We start from the raw sequence: 18,194 nt of genomic DNA on the forward strand, positions 1-18,194 counted from the left end.
ATTGGAGATTGCTATGAAATTGTCTTTATTAAGTGCTGCGATCTGGATCGCCGTGGCGGGTGTAGTTGCCGCGCAGGATGACGGCCCCGTTTTGTCGGTATCAGGTATGGGCGAGGTCGCTGTTGCCCCTGATATGGCCGTGATCTCACTGGGTGTCGTGCATGTTGAAGAAACGGCTGGAGATGCGATGGCCAAAGTGAGCGCTGACGCGACCGCACTGATTGCTGTTCTGTCGGAACAGGGGATCGAGGCACGGGACATTCAAACCTCCCAGCTGAGCGTCCACCCGGTCTGGAGCAGCTACGATTCGAACGATCGCAAAATTACCGGGTTCGAGGCGCGCAATGCGGTGACAGTACGCGTGCGAGACCTGGATGGTTTGGGCGGAGTACTGGACCAGGTGCTTGAGGTTGGGGCCAATACGTTCAATGGGCTGCAATTCCAATTGCAAGACCCAAGTGCGGCTGAGGCTGAAGCGCGGGCCGGAGCAGTCCGGGACGCCATGGAGAAGGCGGCGCAATTGAGCGAAGCGGCCGGCGTTGGCCTTGGACCTGTCTTGAGCCTGAGCGAAGGTGGACAAGCGCCGCGTCCCGAGATGTTTGCGGCAGCCCGATCCGCCGATGTACCCATTGCCGCAGGCGAGTTGGTGGTGACGTCACACGTGTCGATGAGTTTTGCGCTCGAGCCGTGATCCAAAGGCTGCGCTGCGCGCGACGACCTTGTTAAAGGGGGCTCTGCCCCCGGCCTTTGGCCTCCCCCGGGATTTTTGGAAACAGGGAAAGGGCGCAGCAAGAGCCGCTGCGCCCATTTTTTGTATCAGCTGGCTGCTTTGGACAACGCCTGGTCCAGATCAGCGATCAGGTCGTCTGCATCCTCGATACCAATGGAGACGCGTACCACTTCGGGCGCGGCCCCTGCGGCGCGTTGTTGTTCTGCCGTAAGCTGGCGGTGCGTGGTCGACGCCGAGTGGATGATCAGCGAGCGCGCGTCGCCCAGGTTCGCCACGTGGCTGAAGATTTCCAGCGCGTTCACCAGTTTCACACAGGCATCGTAGCCACCCTTGACCGCGAAGGTGAAGAGGCCGCCAGCGCCACGCGGGCAGATCTTGGCTACTCGGTCATAGTAGGGGGAGCTTTTCAGTCCAGCGTAGGTGACGTAATCGACGCGGTCGTCCTTTTCGAGCCATTCGGCGATCTTGATCGCGTTTTCGACATGCCGATCCATGCGCAACGACAGCGTTTCGGTGCCCATGAGCGTGTAATGCGCCGCTTGTGGGTTCATCGTCATGCCGAGGTCACGCAGACCGATGGCGATGCCGTGGAAGGTGAAGGCCAGCGGGCCAAATGTCTCGTGGAACTTGAGGCCGTGATAGGCGGGCTCGGGCTGGCTGAGCGACGGGAACTTGTCGTTGGCAGACCAGTCGAAGGTTCCGCTGTCCACAACGCAGCCACCCGTCACTGTGCCGTTGCCTGTAAGGTATTTCGTCGTCGAGTGTACCACCAGCGTGGCCCCATGTTCGATGGGGCGGCACAGGTATGGGGTGGCCGAGGTGTTGTCGACGATCATCGGAATTTCGGCGGCGTCTGCGATGGCCGCGATAGCGTCGAGATCCGTGATGTAACCGCCTGGGTTGGCGATGGCTTCGCAGAATACGGCGCGTGTGTTGTCGTCAATCGCGGCCTTGACTGCATCAAGATCGTCGAAGTCGACGAATGTCGCCTCCCATCCGAAGCGTTTGATGGTCTGGCTGAATTGCGTCACCGATCCACCGTAAAGCCGGGTCGACACGACGACGTTCAGACCGGGCGCCATCAGCGGGAACAGCGCCATGATCTGCGCGGCGTGGCCGGATGAACAGCAGACCGCACCGGCGCCACCTTCGAGTGTGGCGATGCGTTCCTGCAGCACCGCAACCGTTGGGTTGGTCAGGCGGGAATAGATGTAGCCAACCTCTTGCAGGTTGAAGAGGGCGGCGGCGTGTTCCGCGTCACGGAAGACAAAGGCGGTCGATTGATAGATCGGTGTTTGCCGCGCGCCCGTGGCCGGATCGGGCCGTGCGCCCGCGTGAATCTGAAGGGTGTCAAAGCCGTATTTGGGGCCGTCGGTCATAGTGTTCTCCCACCTCTGGCGGCTCGCGCCAGCTCAATTGCATCGCCTGCATGGTTAGGCAATGCAACGGGTGTGGGCAAGGGCGGGGCGGCTTTGCCGGTTCAGGCCGTTTGCAACAGGGGCATCGATGCGCAGACCTCTGGAAAGCCAATCGATGTGTAGTCGATCATTTCGATCTTGGGATGCAGGGCCATCTTGTCCTGAAAGATCGCGTACCGAACCTGACTGGTGCATTTCAGGATGCCCGTGTCATCGAAGTGGTCCCATTCTGTCCAGACCTGGGAATATCCCTTGTTCGGGATGCCTGTGGCGACCACCCGCGGCGTGACTTGGGAAATGCGAGATTTGCGGGCCGCATTCCGATACAGTTCAAGGGCTTCCATCAGGACACCGGGCGAGCCGAACACCAGCAACTCGCCCCGCGTGTAAAGCGGCAGTGGGTAGGTGAAGTGATCGGCCATCAGGTCCAGCCGGTTATTGCAGAATGCGTGCGAAAGTGTCGTCAAAAAACGGGTCAGGGATTGCGTCATCTCAGCCATCCGAATGTGGGGGATCAATTTTTATTGACTGCCCAGTTAATGTCCCGAGATGCTTTTGTAAGGGAGAAAACGACACATTTCGTCTCAAAATTGCCGCGCGCAAAGTTTTGACGCAGCGTAACGGGTCAGCGCATCCAGAACCCGTTGGATTTGATCCGGTTGCGGATCGCTTGTTCCCGCCGCGGCATGTCGTTCTGATCGAACAATGCGCGCACCTTTGCCCCGCGTCCCTGGAACACCATCCGCTTGATCGGATCGTAGCCTTTGAGGACTTTTTTGATCTTGTTTGGAGCCGTGACCTCTTCGAGCGTGTCGATCACATTTTGGCTTTCACGCGCGTAAAGAAGGGGGAAGATACGGTAGTGGCAGGTAACGCTGCCATCCAGCAGGCCATGCACAGCGCTGTTGCGGCCGCCGCCGAGGCTGTGGATCACAAGGGGCAGGGCCACCTGGTCAAGCCATGGATCAAGCGGTTGGCAGACCAGGGGAGGCGGTGGCGTGTTTCGGATCGCCAGCGCATACTCCAGAAAGCGGGTCCCAAAGGTGTGTGGGCAAGCACCGAAAAAGAAGCCCGCGTTGAAATACAGGTAGCGCTTCCAGTATTCGTCTGGCTCGGTCATATCGAGGCTGGTTTCGAAATCCAGACCGACCATATCGTAAAGTGACTTCCAGATTTCAGCGTAGCCGGGGCCATAGAGTTCGATTTGCGGCCACGTGCCTTCCCGCCTCAGCGATGCCGAGGGGTAGTCGAAATCGAAGGGCACCTTGGTCATGTCGCCCAGGACAAGCGTGTCGCTATCAAAGAACACAAACGGTTCGCCCTTTGGCAACGCGGTCAGCATTTCGATCTTGTTGCCGTATGGGTAGTGTGCGCCGAAATGCGTGTTCTGGAAGCTGACAACTTCTGCGCCAAGGGTTTCCAAAGCCTCCCGCACATCGCCGGTCATGCGCGGGTCCTTCGGCCACATGGGGCCGGGCTGCGGTTCTGCCACCAGCACACGCCCCGTAAAGTTGGGGCTTTTCGCTCGCAGGGAGGCTGCGAACAGCAGCGCCTCGTAGCCAAGCCGCCCGGCCTGACCAACAAGGGCAATGTTAAACGTCGGGGGTGTCGTTTTCTTGGGTTTGCGTACCATGTGCCTGTCGAGATGCGTTTTCGCTATTTTGCCCGCACTATACGCGGCACACGGGAATGGCAAAAGACCCAGATCCGGTCATTCCGGCGGTGGGTTCAAAAGATCGTAGAGTTTTTGCAGACCGGTCAGGATCACAAAGGCACCCACGGCCCAGATGAGCAACTCGAACGGGGCGAAATCCGTACCACGCAGCCATTGCCCGACCAGCCCGCCTTGGGGGCGTAGCGCATCGACGCCAAACAGACCATCACGCGGCCACAGGCGCAGGTGCCAGAACCGGGACACATAGAACAGGATGGCGGCCGTAAGCCCGGCGATGATCAGCCAGATGATGCGCTTCATTCCGTCACCTCGATCGTGTCCACGTCGATTTCCCAGATCAGCAGATCGCCGTGTTTCGTGATCTCGCCTTCTGCCGTGATGAACTGCGCTACATGATCATAGGCTTCGCGGGGCAGTCGGGTGTCATCAGGGCCGATGACCAGCAGGAATTCCTCGCCCAGCACGGGTTGGGTCGACACGAAAATGGGCGGCACGTCCCCCAGCAGACACAGGTTGGCGCAGGCCTTGTGGGCCAGTCCACGGCCGGGGCGCATGGCGCCTGCAAGGCATTTGCCGTCGCAGATCTCGCCCGCCAGTTTCCAGCGGCCTTGCGGCTCTGGCGTGATCTCTGGCGCGTCACCTTCGGCGGCTTGCAGACCGTTCCGGCCACCGCGCAACTGCATCATGTAAAGATCGCCGCGTTCCAGCACGATCCCCGACACCTGCGCCAATTGGCCATCGAGCGGCATGGCGCGGCTATCGACACCGGACTTGCCACCTGCGGTCATCATGAAGCTGTCACCGGGTTTGATCCGATCATTGCCCTCTGTCACGTGGATGACGGGGTAGGGTGTCATCTCGACCACGCCGGTGACGGTCTGACGGCCATAGTCAAAGCGAAAGGCCCCGGGGCCGGGATCATCTTGTGCCGCCCCCATGAGAAAACCAGCGCCTGCGAGTCCTGCAATCAACAGGACGCAGGCAGTCAAAAGGAACGTGCGCAAGGGGCCCGGTGCTGGCAGGTAACCGACGAAGAAGGGTTTGTCGCTCATGCTGTCACCCCTTCTTCGTGAAGGTCCGGTTCGGGGACTGGCAGCGGGACCGGTTCCACATAGGTGCCGGGTGGATTGGCGTCTGGATGCACTTCGACCATGTCGCCCATCACGCGGACACGGTAGGTGGGGACCTTTTCGGTAAACGGTGCGGGCGAGCGGCCACTGCGCACGTCATACTGAAAGCCGTGCCAAGGGCAGGTGACCAGACAATCGATGATCTTGCCTTCACCCAATGGCCCGTTCTGGTGGGCACAAGCGTTGGAAATCGCGCTCAGCTTGCCCTCCATCAGGTAGACGGCCACGCGGTCGCCATTCGCAAGCTTGGCGATCTTGGCATAGCCGTCGCGGAAATCACCAACGCGCGCCACCTCGGCCCATGCGCCATCCTTGCCAGCTGCCTCGGACCGTTCCTGCATCCATGCGGCAAGATGCAGGACGATGACTGCCCCAGCACCAACAAGGAACAACACCGTGAACACATGGTTCTGCTGATCCTGCAAGATGCCCAAGGACACATGCGCCGCGACGGAGAAATAGGCGGCATAGATCAAGTAGTGCAGCCGCTTCCATATGGGCGGTGTCAGGAACTTGAGCCAGAAGTCGTGGGATGTCGCGGCAAGGATCAGCAGGCAGACCAGCGCAAAAATTCCAAAGACCTCAAAGGGAAAGCCTGCGATCTGGCCAAAGCTGGAATTGGCATAGAGCAGGCCGACATATTTGTCCGAACTGGAAAAGGCGAAATACCAATTCAGGATGTAGCCTGCGTGCGTCATGGCAACAAAGGCTGTCATCACGCCAAAATGGCGACGGTTGTAGAGCAAAGGCAGGAACCGCTTGTCCAGCCGCGCGGCAGGTCCGATGCACAGGATTACCGTCAGCATGACGAAGGCGCATGCCCCAAAGGCGCGGGCATTGTGGATTTGCGGATTGATCGGGCGCTCGTGGCTGAGTGCGCCGGGCGTGACATACAGAAACACCCACAGGAATGCGGCGACGCCAGCCAGCATCACAGCGTCATAGATCCACTTGTTCGGGTTCCATTGAACGGGGATGTACTTGACGCTCATTGGCCTGCCCCTTCGGTCAATTGCACGGGGGCGATGTCAGCGGGCCAGGTCTGGCGCACGCTCAGGCCGGTGATGACGATGACCACGATGCCGATGCTCATGGCGATGATGGCCAGACCGTAAGAGGCACGCACCGGGCGGTAACGGTTGGCCCACGGCGCGCGTTCGGTTTCGATCTGCCACCAGCGCCACAGGACAATCGGCCAGATCAGCAGCACGCCGGGGATCAGGAGCGGGCGGAAAATGTAAGCGCCGCGCGCATCTTCATCAATTCTGTCGATCCCGATGGTCAGGAACACCGCAGCAACAAGTGCGCCGATCATCCCCCATGTTTGCATCGCCATCACGAGGGCCTGTGCCACGTCCATGTGGTATCGTCCTTGCGTCAGTTCGTTCGTTCCGCTTTGACCCTAACAAGCTGATCCCTTTCGGCCCAAGCCCAAACTGTCACTTTTTCCTGACAGAGCGAAATTGTGATCAGCGCGTGTCGAGTTGGGTGCCGAAATTCGCGGCACGGGCGGGTTTGGACTGTAAGTCTGTGTCGGTTTGGGTCTATCACTTGGCCCATCTTCTGCGAAAATGCCGCCAGAACAGGGAGCAAACTCATGAAAAAACTCGCATTTGCCGCCACTTTGATGCTGGGCACCTCAGCCGCATCCATTGCCGCTGCCGACTGTGGCGAGGTGTCGATCACCGAAATGGACTGGGCCTCGGCCGCCGTCGTGACCAATGTCGCCAAGTTCCTGCTCGAGCAGGGCTATGGCTGTTCGGTTACCGTCGTCCCAACGACCACCGTGCCCGCCATGGCATCCGTGGCCGAGACGGGCGAGCCGGACATCCTGACCGAGCTCTGGACCAGCTATACTGAGGTTTACGAAGAGCTGCGTGGCGAGGGCAAACTGGTCGAGATGTCCAAGGTCCTGTCCGATGGTGGCGTCGAGGCCTGGTGGATCCCCGACTACTTGGCCGAAGCGCATCCCGAATTGAAAACCCTTGAAGGGATCAAGGCGAACCCGCAACTGGTTGGTGGCCGATTCCACGACTGCCCGTCGGGTTGGGGCTGCGACATCACCAACCACAACAATTTCAAGGCCTCCGGTCTGGCTGATGCGGGTGTCGAACGCTTCCAGCATGGCTCGGGCGAGACACTGGCAACGGCGATTGCCGCTGCTTACGAAGCGAAAGAACCATGGTTCGGCTACTACTGGGCACCCACATCCGTGCTGGGCAAATACCCGATGGTGCAGGTCGAAATGCCCGCCTATGACGCCGACACGCACACTTGCAACGGTCTGGAAGACTGCGCCACACCCGGCCTGTCCGCATACCCTGTGTCGAATGTGGTTACGGCCGCGACCCAAGCCTTTGTCGACCGTGAACCGGACGCCGCAGCACTGATGGGCAATGTCACGTTCACAAACGCTCAGATGGGCGAAGTGCTGGCGTGGCAGGAAGCCAACGAAGCCTCGAACGAAGAGGCTGCCGTGTACTTCCTGACCACCTACAAGGACGTCTGGGGTGGCTGGCTGAACGACGAGGCACGCGGCAACCTGTCGGCCCTGCTGCAATAAGCTCGGGCGCCGGGGTTCGCCCCGGCGCAACCCTCGCCCCTTGGGGCGCAAGATCAAGAAACTGGGGAACGACATGGCAGCCTATGATGGCATCTTCGACGGCCTTGGCCTGCGGGAGTGGTGCGACGTCGGCAAGGAAGATGCGCCCATGTCCATGGCGCAGCTTCTGGCTCAAAGCGGCGGCAACGACGCGGTGGCAGAGGAAGGTGGGCTGCCGTTTCCGTCCCTCGACGTGCTGCACGAGGCCTGCGGGCGTATCGGCCAGACCCGTGACCTGACCGCCGGGATTGAACAGGGGTTCCTGTCAATCCGGTCCGAGTTGAAATTCGTCCTCGATCCCATCACCCAACCGCTCAGCTGGATGCTCGACGGCACACTCTGGGTGTTCCAAAGCGCGCCGTGGTGGCTGATGATTCCAGCTTTGTTGCTGATCTCATGGCTGGTCAGCCGCTCCAAATCCGTGACGGCTTTCGTCGGCCTTGTCCTGCTCTTTTTTGGGTTCATCGACCACTACGAGGTGGCGATGCAGACCCTTGCCATCGTGTTTGTCTGTACCGGGCTTTCGGTCCTCTTCGGTGTGCCGATCGGCATCGGCATGTCGAAATCCGACACGGCTCAACGCACCATCGTTCCCATCCTCGACCTGCTGCAAACGCTGCCCACCTTCGTGTACCTGATCCCGCTGATCTTCCTCTTTTCGGTCACGGAGTCAAAGCTCTATGGCATTGCCATTATCCTCTACGCCATCGTGCCGGTCATCCGTCTGACCGACCTCGGCATCCGCCTAGTGGACAAGGACGTGATTGAAGCAGCCAATGCTTTTGGCCTGACTGCGTGGCAAAAACTTTCCCGTGTGGAACTGCCACTGGCGCTGCCCAATATCATGGCAGGCGTGAACCAGACGATCATGATGAGCCTTGCGATGGTGGTCATTGCCTCGCTTGTCTCAGCCCCCGGCCTTGGTGTGTTGGTCCTGCGTGGCATCCGCAACCTCGAACTCGGTGTGGGCATCGTTGCGGGCCTGGGCATCGTGTTGCTCGCCGTGATCCTTGATCGCGTGTCCAAGGCCGCGCTGGCCCGTGTTGATACCGGACGCAAGGAACACTGAGATGACCGCAAAAGTGTCCCTGCGCGGGCTGTACAAGATCTTTGGCCCCAACGACGCGGCCATGGTGCCCCATGTCCAGGCGGGCATGGACAAGACAACCCTGCTGGAAAAGCACAAGCACGTGCTGGGTCTGCAAGATATCAATGTCGACATGCAGCCGGGCGAGATCACGGTGATCATGGGCCTGTCCGGGTCGGGGAAGTCCACCCTGATCCGGCACCTCAACCGCCTGATTGACCCCTCTGCCGGTGAAATCCTTGTGGATGGGCAGGACGTGATGAAGATGGGGCAGGCAGCCCTGCGCGACCTGCGCCAGAAACAGATGTCGATGGTATTCCAGAAATTCGCGCTGTTGCCGCACAAGACGGTGCTGGAAAACGCGCAGCTTCCGCTCAGCGTGCAGGGCGCGGACAAGGCGACCTGCGATGCCGAAGGGCGCAAATGGCTGGCGCGCGTGGGGCTTGAGGGGTTCGAAGACCGCTATCCGTCACAACTCTCCGGCGGCATGCAGCAACGGGTCGGCATTGCTCGCGCGCTGACAGCCAACACCGACATCATGTTGATGGACGAGGCGTTTTCGGCCCTCGATCCACTCATTCGCACCGATATGCAGAACCTGCTCTTGGAGCTGCAAAAGGAACTGCACAAGACCATCGTCTTTATCACGCACGATCTGGACGAGGCGCTGAAACTGGCCGATCATCTCGTGATCCTCAAGGATGGGGCTGTGGTGCAGCAGGGCGAGCCGCAGGGCATTTTGCTCGCCCCATCAGACCCTTACATCGAAGACTTCGTAAGTGACATCAACCGCGCCCGCGTGCTGCGTGTCCGGTCGGTGATGAAACCCATCCAAAGCGACAACTTCGACGGAGAGGTCGAGGCCTCCCGCAACCTCGAAGATATGATCGCGCTGACAGGTGGGGATACCAATCACGTCTACAAAGTGACGGATGGGGGCGAGGTTGTGGGTCAACTCGACATGAAAGATCTGGTCAAGGCGTTGGTGCCACGGGTGTCTGGGTCATGACGGGTGGTTTTTAGTTGGAGAACCTGCCGCGCAGCGCCGCTGCTTGGCATTCAAACCTAAAATTGATCCCCCGGATCAGTTTTGCAGCACAGCTGCCGGTTTGAATGGTGGGCGACCCTGGAATCGAACCAGGCGTGCGTCTCCGCGAGGGAGTTACAGTCCCCTGCCACACCTTGCGGCCTGTCGCCCACTACGCCATTAGGGCCTGAACCCCGGTGGCGTGAGCGCGTGATTACCGGGACGTATATCAAGGGTCAAGGCACAAAATCAGACCCCAAGGGCCAAAGGTGCAAAGATGAAAAAACCCAAATGGGTCGTCGAAAAGGAACAGGCGAAAAAGGCGGACGCGGCAGCGACGGTCTGGCTGTTCGGTTTGCACGCGGTACGCGACGCGCTGCTAAACTCCAAACGTGAAAAACTGCGCCTGATGGTCACGCTGAATGCAAAGAACAAGCTGGAAGACGCCATTCTGACCGCCGGCATCACGCCCGACGTGATCGACCCACGCAAGTTCAAGCCGCCGATTGATCCGGGTTCTGTCCATCAGGGCGCAGCGCTCGAGGTCAAGCCGTTGGACTGGGGCAGCCTTGCCGATGTGGCCATTGGGGCGGAAGCGCCGCGGCTGATCCTGCTCGACCGGGTGACGGACCCGCACAATGTGGGGGCGATTCTGCGCTCGGCCGAGGTTCTGGGGGCTTCTGCTGTCATTGGCACGCGCCATCACGCGGCACCAGAGACTGGTGCGCTCGCTAAAACGGCTTCGGGCGCGCTTGAACGGCAACCCTATGTGCGAGTGCGCAACCTGGCGGATGCCATCGTGGAGTTGCAGGGCATGGGCTACATCGTTCTGGGACTGGACGGAGAGGCGGACGCAACGATTGAAACCACCCTGAGCGGCCAAAAGGATCGCGCCGTCGCTCTGGTTCTTGGCGCCGAAGGCCCCGGCTTGCGACAGAAAACCCGCGAAACTTGTGATGCACTGGCGAAAATCGACGCGGCGGGCGGGTTTGGGTCACTCAATGTCTCAAATGCTGCCGCACTTGCCCTATATGCCTCCAAGGACCATGGATAGGAGGCGACCATCGCCCACCCCACGAAAATCGCCACCTGCTGCTATTGCGGCACCCGTGCCGCGCTCGTTCTGACAGGGCGCGAACGCCACGAACTGGCCTGTTCCAGTTGCGGTGCGCCTTTGCACGACCTCAAGATGTTGCCCAAGAAACGATCCGGTGACCGTGAGACGGTCCGACCCTCTGCCATCCGGCACAAAAGCAAGCCAAAGCCCGCCAAGAAAAAGTACAAGAAACGCAAGTCGCGTTGGGCGGACATGTTCGAGGACGCATTTGATATCATTGAAGATATCTTTGACTAGGCGAGGTGTAGACACCGGGGTGTCAAATCCGGCCTTTAAGTTTTCGTTCACAGATTTGCGAGAAGGTCTTTTGCAAGACGTGAGTGATCATATCTTAAGTAGTGAACCACAGGTTTGGAACTCCTGTAGGTTATTTCACTGTCCCTCGTTCCGCACCTGCGCGCCCCTTTCGCTTTGCGATCGGGGCGTTTTTTTGGGAACGTGACCGGGCAGGGGGAAATCATGTCCGAAACCTATACCGATGCGCATCTGAAACAGGTCCTGACGGGGACCAAGGTTGTCGCCGTCGTGGGCGTGTCCACCAACCCGGTGCGACCCAGCTACTATGTGGCGCGGTACCTCGCGCTCAAGGGCTTCACCGTGATCCCGGTGAACCCGGTCTACGCGGGCGAGACGCTGTTTGGGCGCCAGATCGTGCCTGATTTCGATTCGATTACTGAGCCCGTCGACATGGTGGATATCTTCCGCCGGTCCGAGGCGGTGCCCGAGATCGTCGATGACGCCATGGCGCGCATTCCAACCCTGAAAACAATCTGGATGCAGATTGGCGTGGAACATGCCGACGCCGCAGCCAAGGCGCGTGCAGCGGGTCTGACGGTTATTCAGAATCGTTGTCCCAAGATCGAGTACCAGCGCCTGTTCGGCGAGCTGCGGATGGGTGGATTCAACACCGGCATCATTTCATCCAAGCTTTAGCCGCAGAAAAGCCCCGTGCAGAACTGCACGAGGCCGCATGCTTCGTCAGTGCAAAGGGTCAGTTGACGCGCGTCCAGGTCTGACCTCGGCAAATCGGTCCGACGCAGCCGGAAACCTTCAGCGCGTTTCCATTCAGTGACATTTTCGACCGGTATGTCTTGTCAACATCTGGTGCCCAGATCTTGCCACCAGAATAGCTGCCATTTCCCTTGGACTTCATATCCCAAATGATGGGTTTGCCTTCTGACGACGTGTTGTCGCTATTGAAGACTTTGGCAATTGTGCCGCAGACATTCGATCCGCAAGATGCGATCGTGACGTGCAGATAGCCGCCGGTTTCGCCCGTTTCTGTTTTCCAGGTTCCGTGCACTGGGTCGGCTGCGGCGACACCTGCGCCAGCAACGGCCAGACATGCGGCTGCAATCAAGTGTTTCATGAGTGGTCTCCTCCGTAATGCGCAGGACTGTGAGCCATTGAACCGCATCAAAGCAAGAATGACCTTGGGTCGCGTTGCGAATCTTGACGATAGGTGCAAGGACGCGCGCAGACAGTGAAAGGCCCAACAACATGATCCTGTATCCCGCCATCGACCTCAAGGACGGCCAGGCCGTGCGCCTCGTACACGGGGACATGGACAAGGCCACCGTGTTCAACGACGACCCGGCGGCACAGGCCCGCGCTTTTGTCGAGGCTGGATGCGAATGGTTGCACCTTGTCGATCTGAACGGCGCCTTCGCAGGTGAGCCGTTGAATGCGGCCCCGGTTGAGGCGATCCTGAAATCCTGCGCCGTGCCCGCGCAACTTGGTGGCGGCATCCGGGATATGGCGACAATTGAGATGTGGCTGTCCAAGGGCTTGCAACGGGTCATCCTTGGCACCGTTGCGGTCGAGAACCCCGATCTGGTGCGCGAAGCGGCCAAAGCGTTTCCCGGTCACGTGGCTGTGGGCATCGACGCGCGGAACGGCAAGGTCGCGACCAAAGGCTGGGCGACCGAAACAGACGTGGACGCCACTGATCTCGCCAAATCCTTCGAGGACGCGGGCGTGGCCGCAATCATCTACACCGACATCAACCGCGACGGGGCCATGGGCGGACCAAACATCCCTGCCACGCAGGCCCTGGCCGAAGCGGTGGATATTCCCGTCATCGCAAGCGGCGGCGTGTCGTCACTGGACGATCTGACGGCGCTTAAGGCGACAGGCGTGATCTCGGGGGCCATCTCGGGCCGTGCGCTTTATGACGGAGCCATCGACCTCAAGGCCGCGCTTGAGATGCTTGCATGATACGCTGGCCCTTTACCCCATCCTTGTTTCTCTGCTTGGGGTCTGCGCCTTGCCCATTTTGGGCGTCGTGATGTCCATCTGGCTGGCAGAGACGCACGGCTGTAGGTTGCACGAAGGTGGCACCAATCCCTGTATCATCTAAGGAAAAGACCGGGGCGAAATGTTGTATACCATGTTCGTCTCGGGATGGTTCATGCTGATCACGGTCCCCGCAGGGGCCGTGATTCTTTTGATCTTGGCGATCCAGATCAGCCGTGACCTTGTCGCACGATGGCGCGGCTAGCGCTTACTGCGCAGCACCGTCGGTGAACTTGCCCAACGCGCCAGTCATGGTCTGGACATAGGCGGCATCCTCAGCCACTCCACCCAATTTACCCAGCATTGCCGCCGGGTCTTCGTAGGCGATCATGGTCTTGCCTGTTTCGTCCTCGAACACCGCGATTTTCATCGGCAGGAACAAGGCAGAGGTTCGGTCATCCAGCATCGCCTGCGTGCCCAATTTGGGATTGCCAAAGATCAGCAGCTGCGAGTTGCCAATGTCTTCGCCAACGCCTTGGGCACCCGCCCCGTGATCCACGCGCGCAAAAATGGTCAACCCGGCCCCTTCCAGCGCGGCCTGAAGCGCATCCATCGTCTCCACCACGCCATTCGCCGATTCCTTGCGAACAATCCCGTTGTCACCAGCCATTGCCGTACCTGTCAAAAAAAGGCTCGTTACCAGAGCCATCAAAATCCGCATCACGCGTCTCCTCGTTTGCAATAGCCCGAACCTGTCATATGCGCGAGCGAAGGCCATGCACCTTTCCGTGAATGAGTGAAGATGGGCGGAAATATTCCTTCATCTTGCCGGATAAACTCCGGGGGAGGCCGCAGGCCGGGGGGCAGAGCCCCTTTCCCCGCTGCCAAATCCACGCTACCAGACGCGCATGTTAAAAACCCGCATCATTCCTTGCCTTGATGTCGCCGATGGCCGTGTGGTCAAGGGCGTGAACTTTGTCGACCTGATCGACGCCGGCGATCCGGTCGAAGCCGCCCGCGCATACGACGCTGCAGGCGCGGACGAGCTGTGTTTTCTCGACATCCATGCAACCCATGAAAACCGGGGCACGATGTTCGATCTGGTGCAACGTACGGCAGAACAGTGTTTTATCCCGCTGACGGTGGGCGGTGGTGTCCGTACGGTGGCGGATGTGCGGGCGCTGTTACTGGCCGGGGCCGACAAGGTGTCGTTCAACTCCGCTGCCGTGGCAGACCCCGATGTGCTCGCGCGCGCCGCCGACCAGTTTGGCAGCCAGTGCATTGTCTGCGCCATCGACGCCAAGACGGTCGAGCCGGGGCGCTGGGAGATATTCACCCATGGCGGACGCAAGCCGACGGGCATTGATGCGGTCGAATTTGCCCGCACTGCAGCCGAAAAAGGGGCAGGGGAGATCCTTCTCACCTCCATGGACCGCGACGGGACACGCGCGGGGTTCAACCTGCCTCTGACGCGCGCCATCTCGGACGCCGTGCCGATCCCCGTGATCGCAAGCGGCGGCGTCGGCACGCTTGATCACCTTGTGGATGGCGTGACCGCAGGGGGCGCCTCCGCCGTGCTGGCGGCTTCCATCTTCCACTTCGGTGATTATACCATTGCCCAAGCCAAGGCCCACATGGCGGCGGCGGGCATCCCGATGAGGCTGACATGACACTGGACGATCTATTTGCCACGATCGAAGCCCGTAAAGGAGCCGATCCCGATAGCTCCTGGACCGCCAAGCTGCTGGCCAAGGGGCCGGAAAAATGTGCCGAGAAATTCGGTGAGGAAGCAGTCGAAGCCATCATTGAGGCGGTGAGAGATGACAAGGTCGCCCTGACATCCGAGGCGGCGGATGTGCTTTATCATCTGTTGGTGATGCTGGCGTCGCGGGACGTGACGGTGAGTGACGTAATGGAGGAACTGGCGCGGCGCCAGGGCACATCTGGTATCGCCGAAAAAGCGGCGCGGGGTTAGGCGGAGGATACCTCCGCCTTACGAATCTGAAATCTGTCCCCGCGGGGACAGCCTGTTAGCTGCTGTAACTCTTTCTTGGTTGATCTGTGGTTTGTGCGCGTTTTCAAATGCTTGTGCGCCGTGCGGTGTGTTTTGGCAATGTTAACCAGGCAAATGGCACACTGCCCTTCGACGGCGGACGGCGCATTGAAATGCGCCTTACGCGCGTAAGGCGGAGGTGTCCTCCGCCCCGCCTGTCAGGGCGCCCAGGTCAGGAAATTGCGGATCATGCGCAGACCGATGTCTTGGCTTTTCTCGGGGTGGAATTGCATCCCCAGCATCGTGTCTCGCCCAACGACGGCAGTAACATCTCCACCGTAATCCACATGGGCGAGCCGCATGTCAGGGTCTGCGACCTCGAAATGATAGGAGTGTACGAAATAGGTGTGATCGCCGGTCGACACCCCTTCAAACACTGGGTGTTGCGCCTCCAGAACAAGGTCGTTCCACCCCATATGCGGCACCTTCAAAGCTGTATCTGACGGCGTGATTGGCACCACTTCACCATCGACCCAGCCCAAACCCGGCGTGTCGCTATACTCACGTCCCCACGCGGCCATCAACTGCATGCCCACGCAGATGCCCAGAAAGGGTTTCCCCTTTTTTTCAACGGCTTCGACAAGTGCGTCATACACGCCTGATCCACGCAGCGCTGCGGCGCAGGCGGGAAAGGCGCCGTCGCCCGGCAGCACGATCCGGTCGGCCTTGGCCACGACATCCGCGTCTGAGGTCACCACAACTGTGCCTGCATCCGCCTCACGCGCCATGCGTTCGAACGCTTTTTCAGCCGAGTGCAGGTTGCCGCTTTCGTAGTCGATTAGGACTGTCAGGCTCATAGGCTGCCCTTGGTCGACGGGATGGCGTCTGCGGTGCGCGGATCGACCTCAAGGGCCACGCGCAGCGCACGCGCAACCGCCTTGAAGGCCGCTTCGGCAATGTGGTGGCTGTTGATCCCGTGCAGCATGTCCACATGCAGCGTGATGCCGCCATGGGTGCTGAGCGCTTGGAAGAACTCGCGCACGAGCTCAGTGTCAAAGGTTCCGATTTTGGGCGTCGGCAGGTCCACGTTCCACACAAGGAAGGGCCGCCCCGACAGGTCCAGTGCCGCCCGGACAAGGGCATCATCCATCGGCAACAGGCAAGACCCGTAGCGCTGGATTCCCTTCTTGTTTCCAACGGCTTGGCTGAGCGCCTGCCCAATGGCGATGCCCACATCCTCGACCGTATGGTGGTCGTCGATATGCAGGTCCCCTTTGCACCGCACCGTCATGTCGATCAGCGCGTGGCGTGCCAGCTGATCCAGCATGTGGTCAAAGAATCCGACGCCGGTTTCGTTGTCGTATTGCCCCGTGCCATCAAGGTCGAGAGACACCGAGATATCGGTTTCCGCGGTGGTGCGGGTGAGGGTGGTGCTGCGCATCGCGCGCCTCCTGCCAATGGGTTCGCGTGCTTCTATAGGCGGGCAGAGCAGCGCCGCCAAGAGGCGCCCATCACGCTTGCAGGGACCTGTGCAGACGTGCCACTACGGGGGCATGCACCTCAGTTGCCCAAGGCCTTGCCCATGACCACTTGTGTTTTCATCCAAATCCGCTGTCGCCCCGGTTCCACCTACAAGGTCGCCGAAGAGATTGCGTTGCGTGAGATCCATTCCGAGCTTTATTCGACCTCGGGTGACTATGACCTGTTGATGAAGGTCTACATTCCTGAAGGTCAGGATGTCGGCAAATACATCAACGATGAGTTGTTGGGTATCGACGACATCGAACGGTCGCTGACCACCATGACTTTCAAGGTATTCTAGGCATCTTTTGGGGCACGCCTCACGAGGTTGGGATGTGTTGCCAGGTGGAGAAGGGCCGATTGATGTAATCGATCTGCTGGACCTTGGCGTGGCAACGCGTCGGTTCAATTGCATCCAAAACAAAAAAGACCGCCAAGCGGCGGCCTTTTTGTCACTCCCGTCAAGGAGGATTTTGGAGCGGGCGAGGCGATTCGAACGCCCGACCCTAACCTTGGCAAGGTTATGCTCTACCCCTGAGCTACGCCCGCTTCCTTGGGTGAGGCGTGGAATACTTTTACCCGCTTCGCGCTGCAAGCGGAAAATGGACAAGATTGCAAAAAATTTGCGAACAGGCGACGGAAGGCCGATGACCTTGCGTAGAAGTCATATGATCCGCCACTCACGCGACACAATTGCGGTCCTTGCCCTGCTTTCTGCCTGTGCTTTTTCTCCGGCAGCCCAAGCTCATGACGGGCCGCATGGTCCCACCATGATGGCCCAGGTCGAGCGGGCCGTCATGGTGGGGCTTCAAGTGAACATACGGCTTACCCTCACGGGGTTGGGTGGTCCGTTGGTCCTGCAGGCAATGTACGTTCCTGGCGCAACCGTACAGTTTGATGCACCGGTTGCCGTCAATTTCGCGGAGGATGTTCCAACGCGCGCAACCGTGACGTTCGCCACGCCGCCTCCGGCCAGCTTTATCCTGTTTCTGGACTTCGGCGTTGCGGGGCAAGGCGCGGTCACTGTCATTCCGTCACCTGTTTAGAACCAGCTCAACAGAAAGGATCCCAGATGCACCTCAGCCTGTCCGCCGCCAAATCACTGACACTGGCCTTTGCGATTGTTCTTGGCTGTGTCGCATCAGGCGATGCAGAGCCGCGACTGGGGCGTCATGTAAGTGCTGGGATTGAGGTGGTCGGTAGCGTTCTTTTCACGGCCTCTGCCATCTTCGATACGCAGATTGATACAGTGCGCTAGGCGCGTTGGATCAGGTCCCAGCGGTTGCCAAAGGGGTCACGGAAGACAGCCACGGTTCCGTAAACCTCGTGCCGCGGTTCTTCTTCGAAATCGATCCCGCGTGCCGTTAGCCGTGCATGGTCTTGGGCAAAGTCATCCGAGTGCAAAAACAACCAGACCCGTCCACCGCCTTGGGCGCCGACGCTGGCGATCTGATCTGCGCCGTCCGCCCGCGCAATGATGATTGACGTTTGCGCACCGGGTGCGCGCACTTCGATCCAGCGTTTGCGCCCTTGATCGATGTCGGCGACCAGTTCGAAACCCAGCGTGCCACAGAAAAAGTCCAGGCCTGCTTGGTAGTCCGGGACGAGGATGGAGAAGGATTGGATGTGCATGTCGGTACCGGGTGTGTAAGTTGGGCG

Annotated in this window: 26 protein-coding genes and 2 tRNA genes; 14 read left to right on the forward strand and 14 right to left on the reverse strand. The window is 59.7% G+C overall.

Going from position 1 to position 18,194, the window contains the following annotated elements; translation table 11 throughout:
* Positions 1-13: 13 nt before the first annotated feature.
* Positions 14-691: an SIMPL domain-containing protein gene (locus tag IE087_RS12940; RefSeq protein WP_189369760.1), complete on the forward strand. Its 678-nt coding sequence runs from the start codon at positions 14-16 to the stop codon at positions 689-691.
* Positions 692-816: 125 nt separating this feature from the next.
* Here IE087_RS12940 and IE087_RS12945 read toward each other — a convergent pair whose 3' ends face one another.
* From IE087_RS12945 to IE087_RS12975, 7 genes are all read right to left on the reverse strand, one after another.
* Positions 817-2,109 (reverse strand): O-acetylhomoserine aminocarboxypropyltransferase/cysteine synthase family protein, encoded by a 1,293-nt coding sequence (locus IE087_RS12945; protein ID WP_189369761.1) that lies wholly within the window; start codon positions 2,107-2,109, stop codon positions 817-819.
* 101 nt (positions 2,110-2,210) lie between these two features.
* Positions 2,211-2,648 (reverse strand): hypothetical protein, encoded by a 438-nt coding sequence (locus tag IE087_RS12950; protein WP_189369762.1) that lies wholly within the window; start codon positions 2,646-2,648, stop codon positions 2,211-2,213.
* A gap of 125 nt (positions 2,649-2,773) precedes the next feature.
* On the reverse strand, positions 2,774-3,781 hold the full coding sequence (locus tag IE087_RS12955) for a GT-B fold glycosyltransferase domain-containing protein (protein ID WP_189369763.1): 1,008 nt from the start codon (positions 3,779-3,781) through the stop codon (positions 2,774-2,776).
* Between the two features lie 78 nt (positions 3,782-3,859).
* Positions 3,860-4,123: a hypothetical protein gene (locus IE087_RS12960; protein WP_189369764.1), complete on the reverse strand. Its 264-nt coding sequence runs from the start codon at positions 4,121-4,123 to the stop codon at positions 3,860-3,862.
* Positions 4,120-4,875 (reverse strand): hypothetical protein, encoded by a 756-nt coding sequence (locus IE087_RS12965; protein ID WP_189369765.1) that lies wholly within the window; start codon positions 4,873-4,875, stop codon positions 4,120-4,122. The genes IE087_RS12960 and IE087_RS12965 overlap by 4 nt, the downstream gene beginning before the upstream one ends.
* A complete protein-coding gene (locus IE087_RS12970; RefSeq protein WP_189369766.1) occupies positions 4,872-5,945 on the reverse strand; it encodes a Rieske 2Fe-2S domain-containing protein in 1,074 nt (357 codons plus the stop codon). The genes IE087_RS12965 and IE087_RS12970 overlap by 4 nt, the downstream gene beginning before the upstream one ends.
* Positions 5,942-6,313, reverse strand: a complete 372-nt coding sequence (locus tag IE087_RS12975) for a hypothetical protein (protein WP_189369767.1) — start codon at positions 6,311-6,313, stop codon at positions 5,942-5,944. The genes IE087_RS12970 and IE087_RS12975 overlap by 4 nt, the downstream gene beginning before the upstream one ends.
* Positions 6,314-6,550: 237 nt before the next feature.
* Here IE087_RS12975 and IE087_RS12980 point away from each other — a divergent pair, with 237 nt between their 5' ends.
* From IE087_RS12980 to IE087_RS12990, 3 genes are all read left to right on the forward strand, one after another.
* Positions 6,551-7,516, forward strand: coding sequence for a glycine betaine ABC transporter substrate-binding protein (locus tag IE087_RS12980; RefSeq protein ID WP_189369768.1), 966 nt, complete (start codon positions 6,551-6,553; stop codon positions 7,514-7,516).
* 73 nt (positions 7,517-7,589) lie between these two features.
* Positions 7,590-8,624: an ABC transporter permease gene (locus IE087_RS12985; protein ID WP_189369769.1), complete on the forward strand. Its 1,035-nt coding sequence runs from the start codon at positions 7,590-7,592 to the stop codon at positions 8,622-8,624.
* Position 8,625: 1 nt separating this feature from the next.
* On the forward strand, positions 8,626-9,651 hold the full coding sequence (locus IE087_RS12990; RefSeq protein WP_189369770.1) for a quaternary amine ABC transporter ATP-binding protein: 1,026 nt from the start codon (positions 8,626-8,628) through the stop codon (positions 9,649-9,651).
* Between the two features lie 105 nt (positions 9,652-9,756).
* Here IE087_RS12990 and IE087_RS12995 read toward each other — a convergent pair.
* Positions 9,757-9,840, reverse strand: a tRNA-Tyr gene (locus IE087_RS12995).
* 106 nt (positions 9,841-9,946) lie between these two features.
* Here IE087_RS12995 and rlmB point away from each other — a divergent pair.
* The 3 genes from rlmB to IE087_RS13010 all read left to right on the forward strand — a co-directional run bounded on the left by rlmB (position 9,947) and on the right by IE087_RS13010 (position 11,719).
* Entirely contained in the window at positions 9,947-10,723 is a 777-nt protein-coding gene (rlmB, locus tag IE087_RS13000) for a 23S rRNA (guanosine(2251)-2'-O)-methyltransferase RlmB (protein WP_189369771.1), read from the forward strand.
* A 9-nt stretch (positions 10,724-10,732) separates the two neighbouring features.
* A complete protein-coding gene (locus tag IE087_RS23780) occupies positions 10,733-11,023 on the forward strand; it encodes a hypothetical protein (RefSeq protein WP_189369982.1) in 291 nt (96 codons plus the stop codon).
* A 222-nt stretch (positions 11,024-11,245) separates the two neighbouring features.
* Positions 11,246-11,719 (forward strand): CoA-binding protein, encoded by a 474-nt coding sequence (locus tag IE087_RS13010; RefSeq protein WP_189369772.1) that lies wholly within the window; start codon positions 11,246-11,248, stop codon positions 11,717-11,719.
* Positions 11,720-11,777: 58 nt separating this feature from the next.
* Here IE087_RS13010 and IE087_RS13015 read toward each other — a convergent pair whose 3' ends face one another.
* Positions 11,778-12,155, reverse strand: coding sequence for a DUF2147 domain-containing protein (locus tag IE087_RS13015; RefSeq protein ID WP_189369773.1), 378 nt, complete (start codon positions 12,153-12,155; stop codon positions 11,778-11,780).
* A 131-nt stretch (positions 12,156-12,286) separates the two neighbouring features.
* Here IE087_RS13015 and hisA point away from each other — a divergent pair, with 131 nt between their 5' ends.
* Together hisA and IE087_RS23685 are read left to right on the forward strand one after the other, a co-directional pair.
* Positions 12,287-13,003 carry a 1-(5-phosphoribosyl)-5-[(5-phosphoribosylamino)methylideneamino]imidazole-4-carboxamide isomerase gene (gene hisA, locus IE087_RS13020; protein ID WP_189369774.1) on the forward strand — a complete coding sequence of 239 codons (717 nt, stop codon included), beginning with the start codon at positions 12,287-12,289 and terminating at the stop codon, positions 13,001-13,003.
* A 160-nt stretch (positions 13,004-13,163) separates the two neighbouring features.
* Positions 13,164-13,286 (forward strand): hypothetical protein, encoded by a 123-nt coding sequence (locus IE087_RS23685; RefSeq protein ID WP_268244647.1) that lies wholly within the window; start codon positions 13,164-13,166, stop codon positions 13,284-13,286.
* A 3-nt stretch (positions 13,287-13,289) separates the two neighbouring features.
* On the opposite strand, the gene IE087_RS13025 is transcribed toward IE087_RS23685, so the two are convergent.
* Entirely contained in the window at positions 13,290-13,730 is a 441-nt protein-coding gene (locus IE087_RS13025) for a DUF302 domain-containing protein (RefSeq protein ID WP_229801376.1), read from the reverse strand.
* 199 nt (positions 13,731-13,929) lie between these two features.
* Between IE087_RS13025 and hisF the strand changes: the two genes are divergently transcribed.
* Positions 13,930-14,691, forward strand: coding sequence for an imidazole glycerol phosphate synthase subunit HisF (gene hisF / locus IE087_RS13030; protein ID WP_189369776.1), 762 nt, complete (start codon positions 13,930-13,932; stop codon positions 14,689-14,691).
* A complete protein-coding gene (locus tag IE087_RS13035; RefSeq protein ID WP_189369777.1) occupies positions 14,688-14,996 on the forward strand; it encodes a phosphoribosyl-ATP diphosphatase in 309 nt (102 codons plus the stop codon). Before hisF ends, IE087_RS13035 begins: the two co-directional genes overlap by 4 nt.
* A gap of 236 nt (positions 14,997-15,232) precedes the next feature.
* Here IE087_RS13035 and hisH read toward each other — a convergent pair whose 3' ends face one another.
* On the reverse strand, positions 15,233-15,871 hold the full coding sequence (gene hisH, locus IE087_RS13040; RefSeq protein ID WP_189369778.1) for an imidazole glycerol phosphate synthase subunit HisH: 639 nt from the start codon (positions 15,869-15,871) through the stop codon (positions 15,233-15,235).
* Positions 15,868-16,455, reverse strand: coding sequence for an imidazoleglycerol-phosphate dehydratase HisB (hisB, locus tag IE087_RS13045; protein ID WP_189369779.1), 588 nt, complete (start codon positions 16,453-16,455; stop codon positions 15,868-15,870). The genes hisH and hisB overlap by 4 nt, the downstream gene beginning before the upstream one ends.
* 141 nt (positions 16,456-16,596) lie before the next feature.
* On the opposite strand from hisB, the gene IE087_RS13050 reads away from it, so the two are divergent.
* Positions 16,597-16,836 (forward strand): Lrp/AsnC ligand binding domain-containing protein, encoded by a 240-nt coding sequence (locus IE087_RS13050; RefSeq protein WP_189369780.1) that lies wholly within the window; start codon positions 16,597-16,599, stop codon positions 16,834-16,836.
* A 173-nt stretch (positions 16,837-17,009) separates the two neighbouring features.
* Here the strand turns inward: IE087_RS13050 and IE087_RS13055 are convergent.
* Positions 17,010-17,084: transfer RNA gene (locus IE087_RS13055), tRNA-Gly, on the reverse strand.
* Between the two features lie 98 nt (positions 17,085-17,182).
* On the opposite strand from IE087_RS13055, the gene IE087_RS13060 reads away from it, so the two are divergent.
* Together IE087_RS13060 and IE087_RS13065 are read left to right on the forward strand one after the other, a co-directional pair.
* Complete coding sequence (locus IE087_RS13060) at positions 17,183-17,581, forward strand: hypothetical protein (RefSeq protein WP_189369781.1); 399 nt, start codon at positions 17,183-17,185, stop codon at positions 17,579-17,581.
* Positions 17,582-17,607: 26 nt separating this feature from the next.
* Entirely contained in the window at positions 17,608-17,793 is a 186-nt protein-coding gene (locus IE087_RS13065; protein WP_189369782.1) for a hypothetical protein, read from the forward strand.
* Here the strand turns inward: IE087_RS13065 and IE087_RS13070 are convergent.
* Positions 17,790-18,167: a VOC family protein gene (locus IE087_RS13070; RefSeq protein WP_189369783.1), complete on the reverse strand. Its 378-nt coding sequence runs from the start codon at positions 18,165-18,167 to the stop codon at positions 17,790-17,792. The two genes, IE087_RS13065 and IE087_RS13070, sit on opposite strands and share 4 nt — an antisense overlap.
* Between the last annotated feature and the right edge of the window lie 27 nt (positions 18,168-18,194).

Origin of the sequence: Tateyamaria omphalii, assembly GCF_014651375.1 — a bacterium.
GTDB lineage: Bacteria > Pseudomonadota > Alphaproteobacteria > Rhodobacterales > Rhodobacteraceae > Tateyamaria > Tateyamaria omphalii.

What these genes read in the sequence shown, in the direction of transcription:
- IE087_RS12940 (WP_189369760.1), top strand. Translation starts at nt 14, where the DNA reads ATGAAATTGTCTTTATTAAGTGCTGCGATCTGGATCGCCGTGGCGGGT.
- IE087_RS12945 (WP_189369761.1), bottom strand. Translation starts at nt 2,109, where the DNA reads ATGACCGACGGCCCCAAATACGGCTTTGACACCCTTCAGATTCACGCG.
- IE087_RS12950 (WP_189369762.1), bottom strand. Translation starts at nt 2,648, where the DNA reads ATGGCTGAGATGACGCAATCCCTGACCCGTTTTTTGACGACACTTTCG.
- IE087_RS12955 (WP_189369763.1), bottom strand. Translation starts at nt 3,781, where the DNA reads ATGGTACGCAAACCCAAGAAAACGACACCCCCGACGTTTAACATTGCC.
- IE087_RS12960 (WP_189369764.1), bottom strand. Translation starts at nt 4,123, where the DNA reads ATGAAGCGCATCATCTGGCTGATCATCGCCGGGCTTACGGCCGCCATC.
- IE087_RS12965 (WP_189369765.1), bottom strand. Translation starts at nt 4,875, where the DNA reads ATGAGCGACAAACCCTTCTTCGTCGGTTACCTGCCAGCACCGGGCCCC.
- IE087_RS12970 (WP_189369766.1), bottom strand. Translation starts at nt 5,945, where the DNA reads ATGAGCGTCAAGTACATCCCCGTTCAATGGAACCCGAACAAGTGGATC.
- IE087_RS12975 (WP_189369767.1), bottom strand. Translation starts at nt 6,313, where the DNA reads ATGGACGTGGCACAGGCCCTCGTGATGGCGATGCAAACATGGGGGATG.
- IE087_RS12980 (WP_189369768.1), top strand. Translation starts at nt 6,551, where the DNA reads ATGAAAAAACTCGCATTTGCCGCCACTTTGATGCTGGGCACCTCAGCC.
- IE087_RS12985 (WP_189369769.1), top strand. Translation starts at nt 7,590, where the DNA reads ATGGCAGCCTATGATGGCATCTTCGACGGCCTTGGCCTGCGGGAGTGG.
- IE087_RS12990 (WP_189369770.1), top strand. Translation starts at nt 8,626, where the DNA reads ATGACCGCAAAAGTGTCCCTGCGCGGGCTGTACAAGATCTTTGGCCCC.
- rlmB (WP_189369771.1), top strand. Translation starts at nt 9,947, where the DNA reads ATGAAAAAACCCAAATGGGTCGTCGAAAAGGAACAGGCGAAAAAGGCG.
- IE087_RS13010 (WP_189369772.1), top strand. Translation starts at nt 11,246, where the DNA reads ATGTCCGAAACCTATACCGATGCGCATCTGAAACAGGTCCTGACGGGG.
- IE087_RS13015 (WP_189369773.1), bottom strand. Translation starts at nt 12,155, where the DNA reads ATGAAACACTTGATTGCAGCCGCATGTCTGGCCGTTGCTGGCGCAGGT.
- hisA (WP_189369774.1), top strand. Translation starts at nt 12,287, where the DNA reads ATGATCCTGTATCCCGCCATCGACCTCAAGGACGGCCAGGCCGTGCGC.
- IE087_RS23685 (WP_268244647.1), top strand. Translation starts at nt 13,164, where the DNA reads ATGTTGTATACCATGTTCGTCTCGGGATGGTTCATGCTGATCACGGTC.
- IE087_RS13025 (WP_229801376.1), bottom strand. Translation starts at nt 13,730, where the DNA reads ATGGCTCTGGTAACGAGCCTTTTTTTGACAGGTACGGCAATGGCTGGT.
- hisF (WP_189369776.1), top strand. Translation starts at nt 13,930, where the DNA reads ATGTTAAAAACCCGCATCATTCCTTGCCTTGATGTCGCCGATGGCCGT.
- IE087_RS13035 (WP_189369777.1), top strand. Translation starts at nt 14,688, where the DNA reads ATGACACTGGACGATCTATTTGCCACGATCGAAGCCCGTAAAGGAGCC.
- hisH (WP_189369778.1), bottom strand. Translation starts at nt 15,871, where the DNA reads ATGAGCCTGACAGTCCTAATCGACTACGAAAGCGGCAACCTGCACTCG.
- hisB (WP_189369779.1), bottom strand. Translation starts at nt 16,455, where the DNA reads ATGCGCAGCACCACCCTCACCCGCACCACCGCGGAAACCGATATCTCG.
- IE087_RS13050 (WP_189369780.1), top strand. Translation starts at nt 16,597, where the DNA reads ATGACCACTTGTGTTTTCATCCAAATCCGCTGTCGCCCCGGTTCCACC.
- IE087_RS13060 (WP_189369781.1), top strand. Translation starts at nt 17,183, where the DNA reads ATGACCTTGCGTAGAAGTCATATGATCCGCCACTCACGCGACACAATT.
- IE087_RS13065 (WP_189369782.1), top strand. Translation starts at nt 17,608, where the DNA reads ATGCACCTCAGCCTGTCCGCCGCCAAATCACTGACACTGGCCTTTGCG.
- IE087_RS13070 (WP_189369783.1), bottom strand. Translation starts at nt 18,167, where the DNA reads ATGCACATCCAATCCTTCTCCATCCTCGTCCCGGACTACCAAGCAGGC.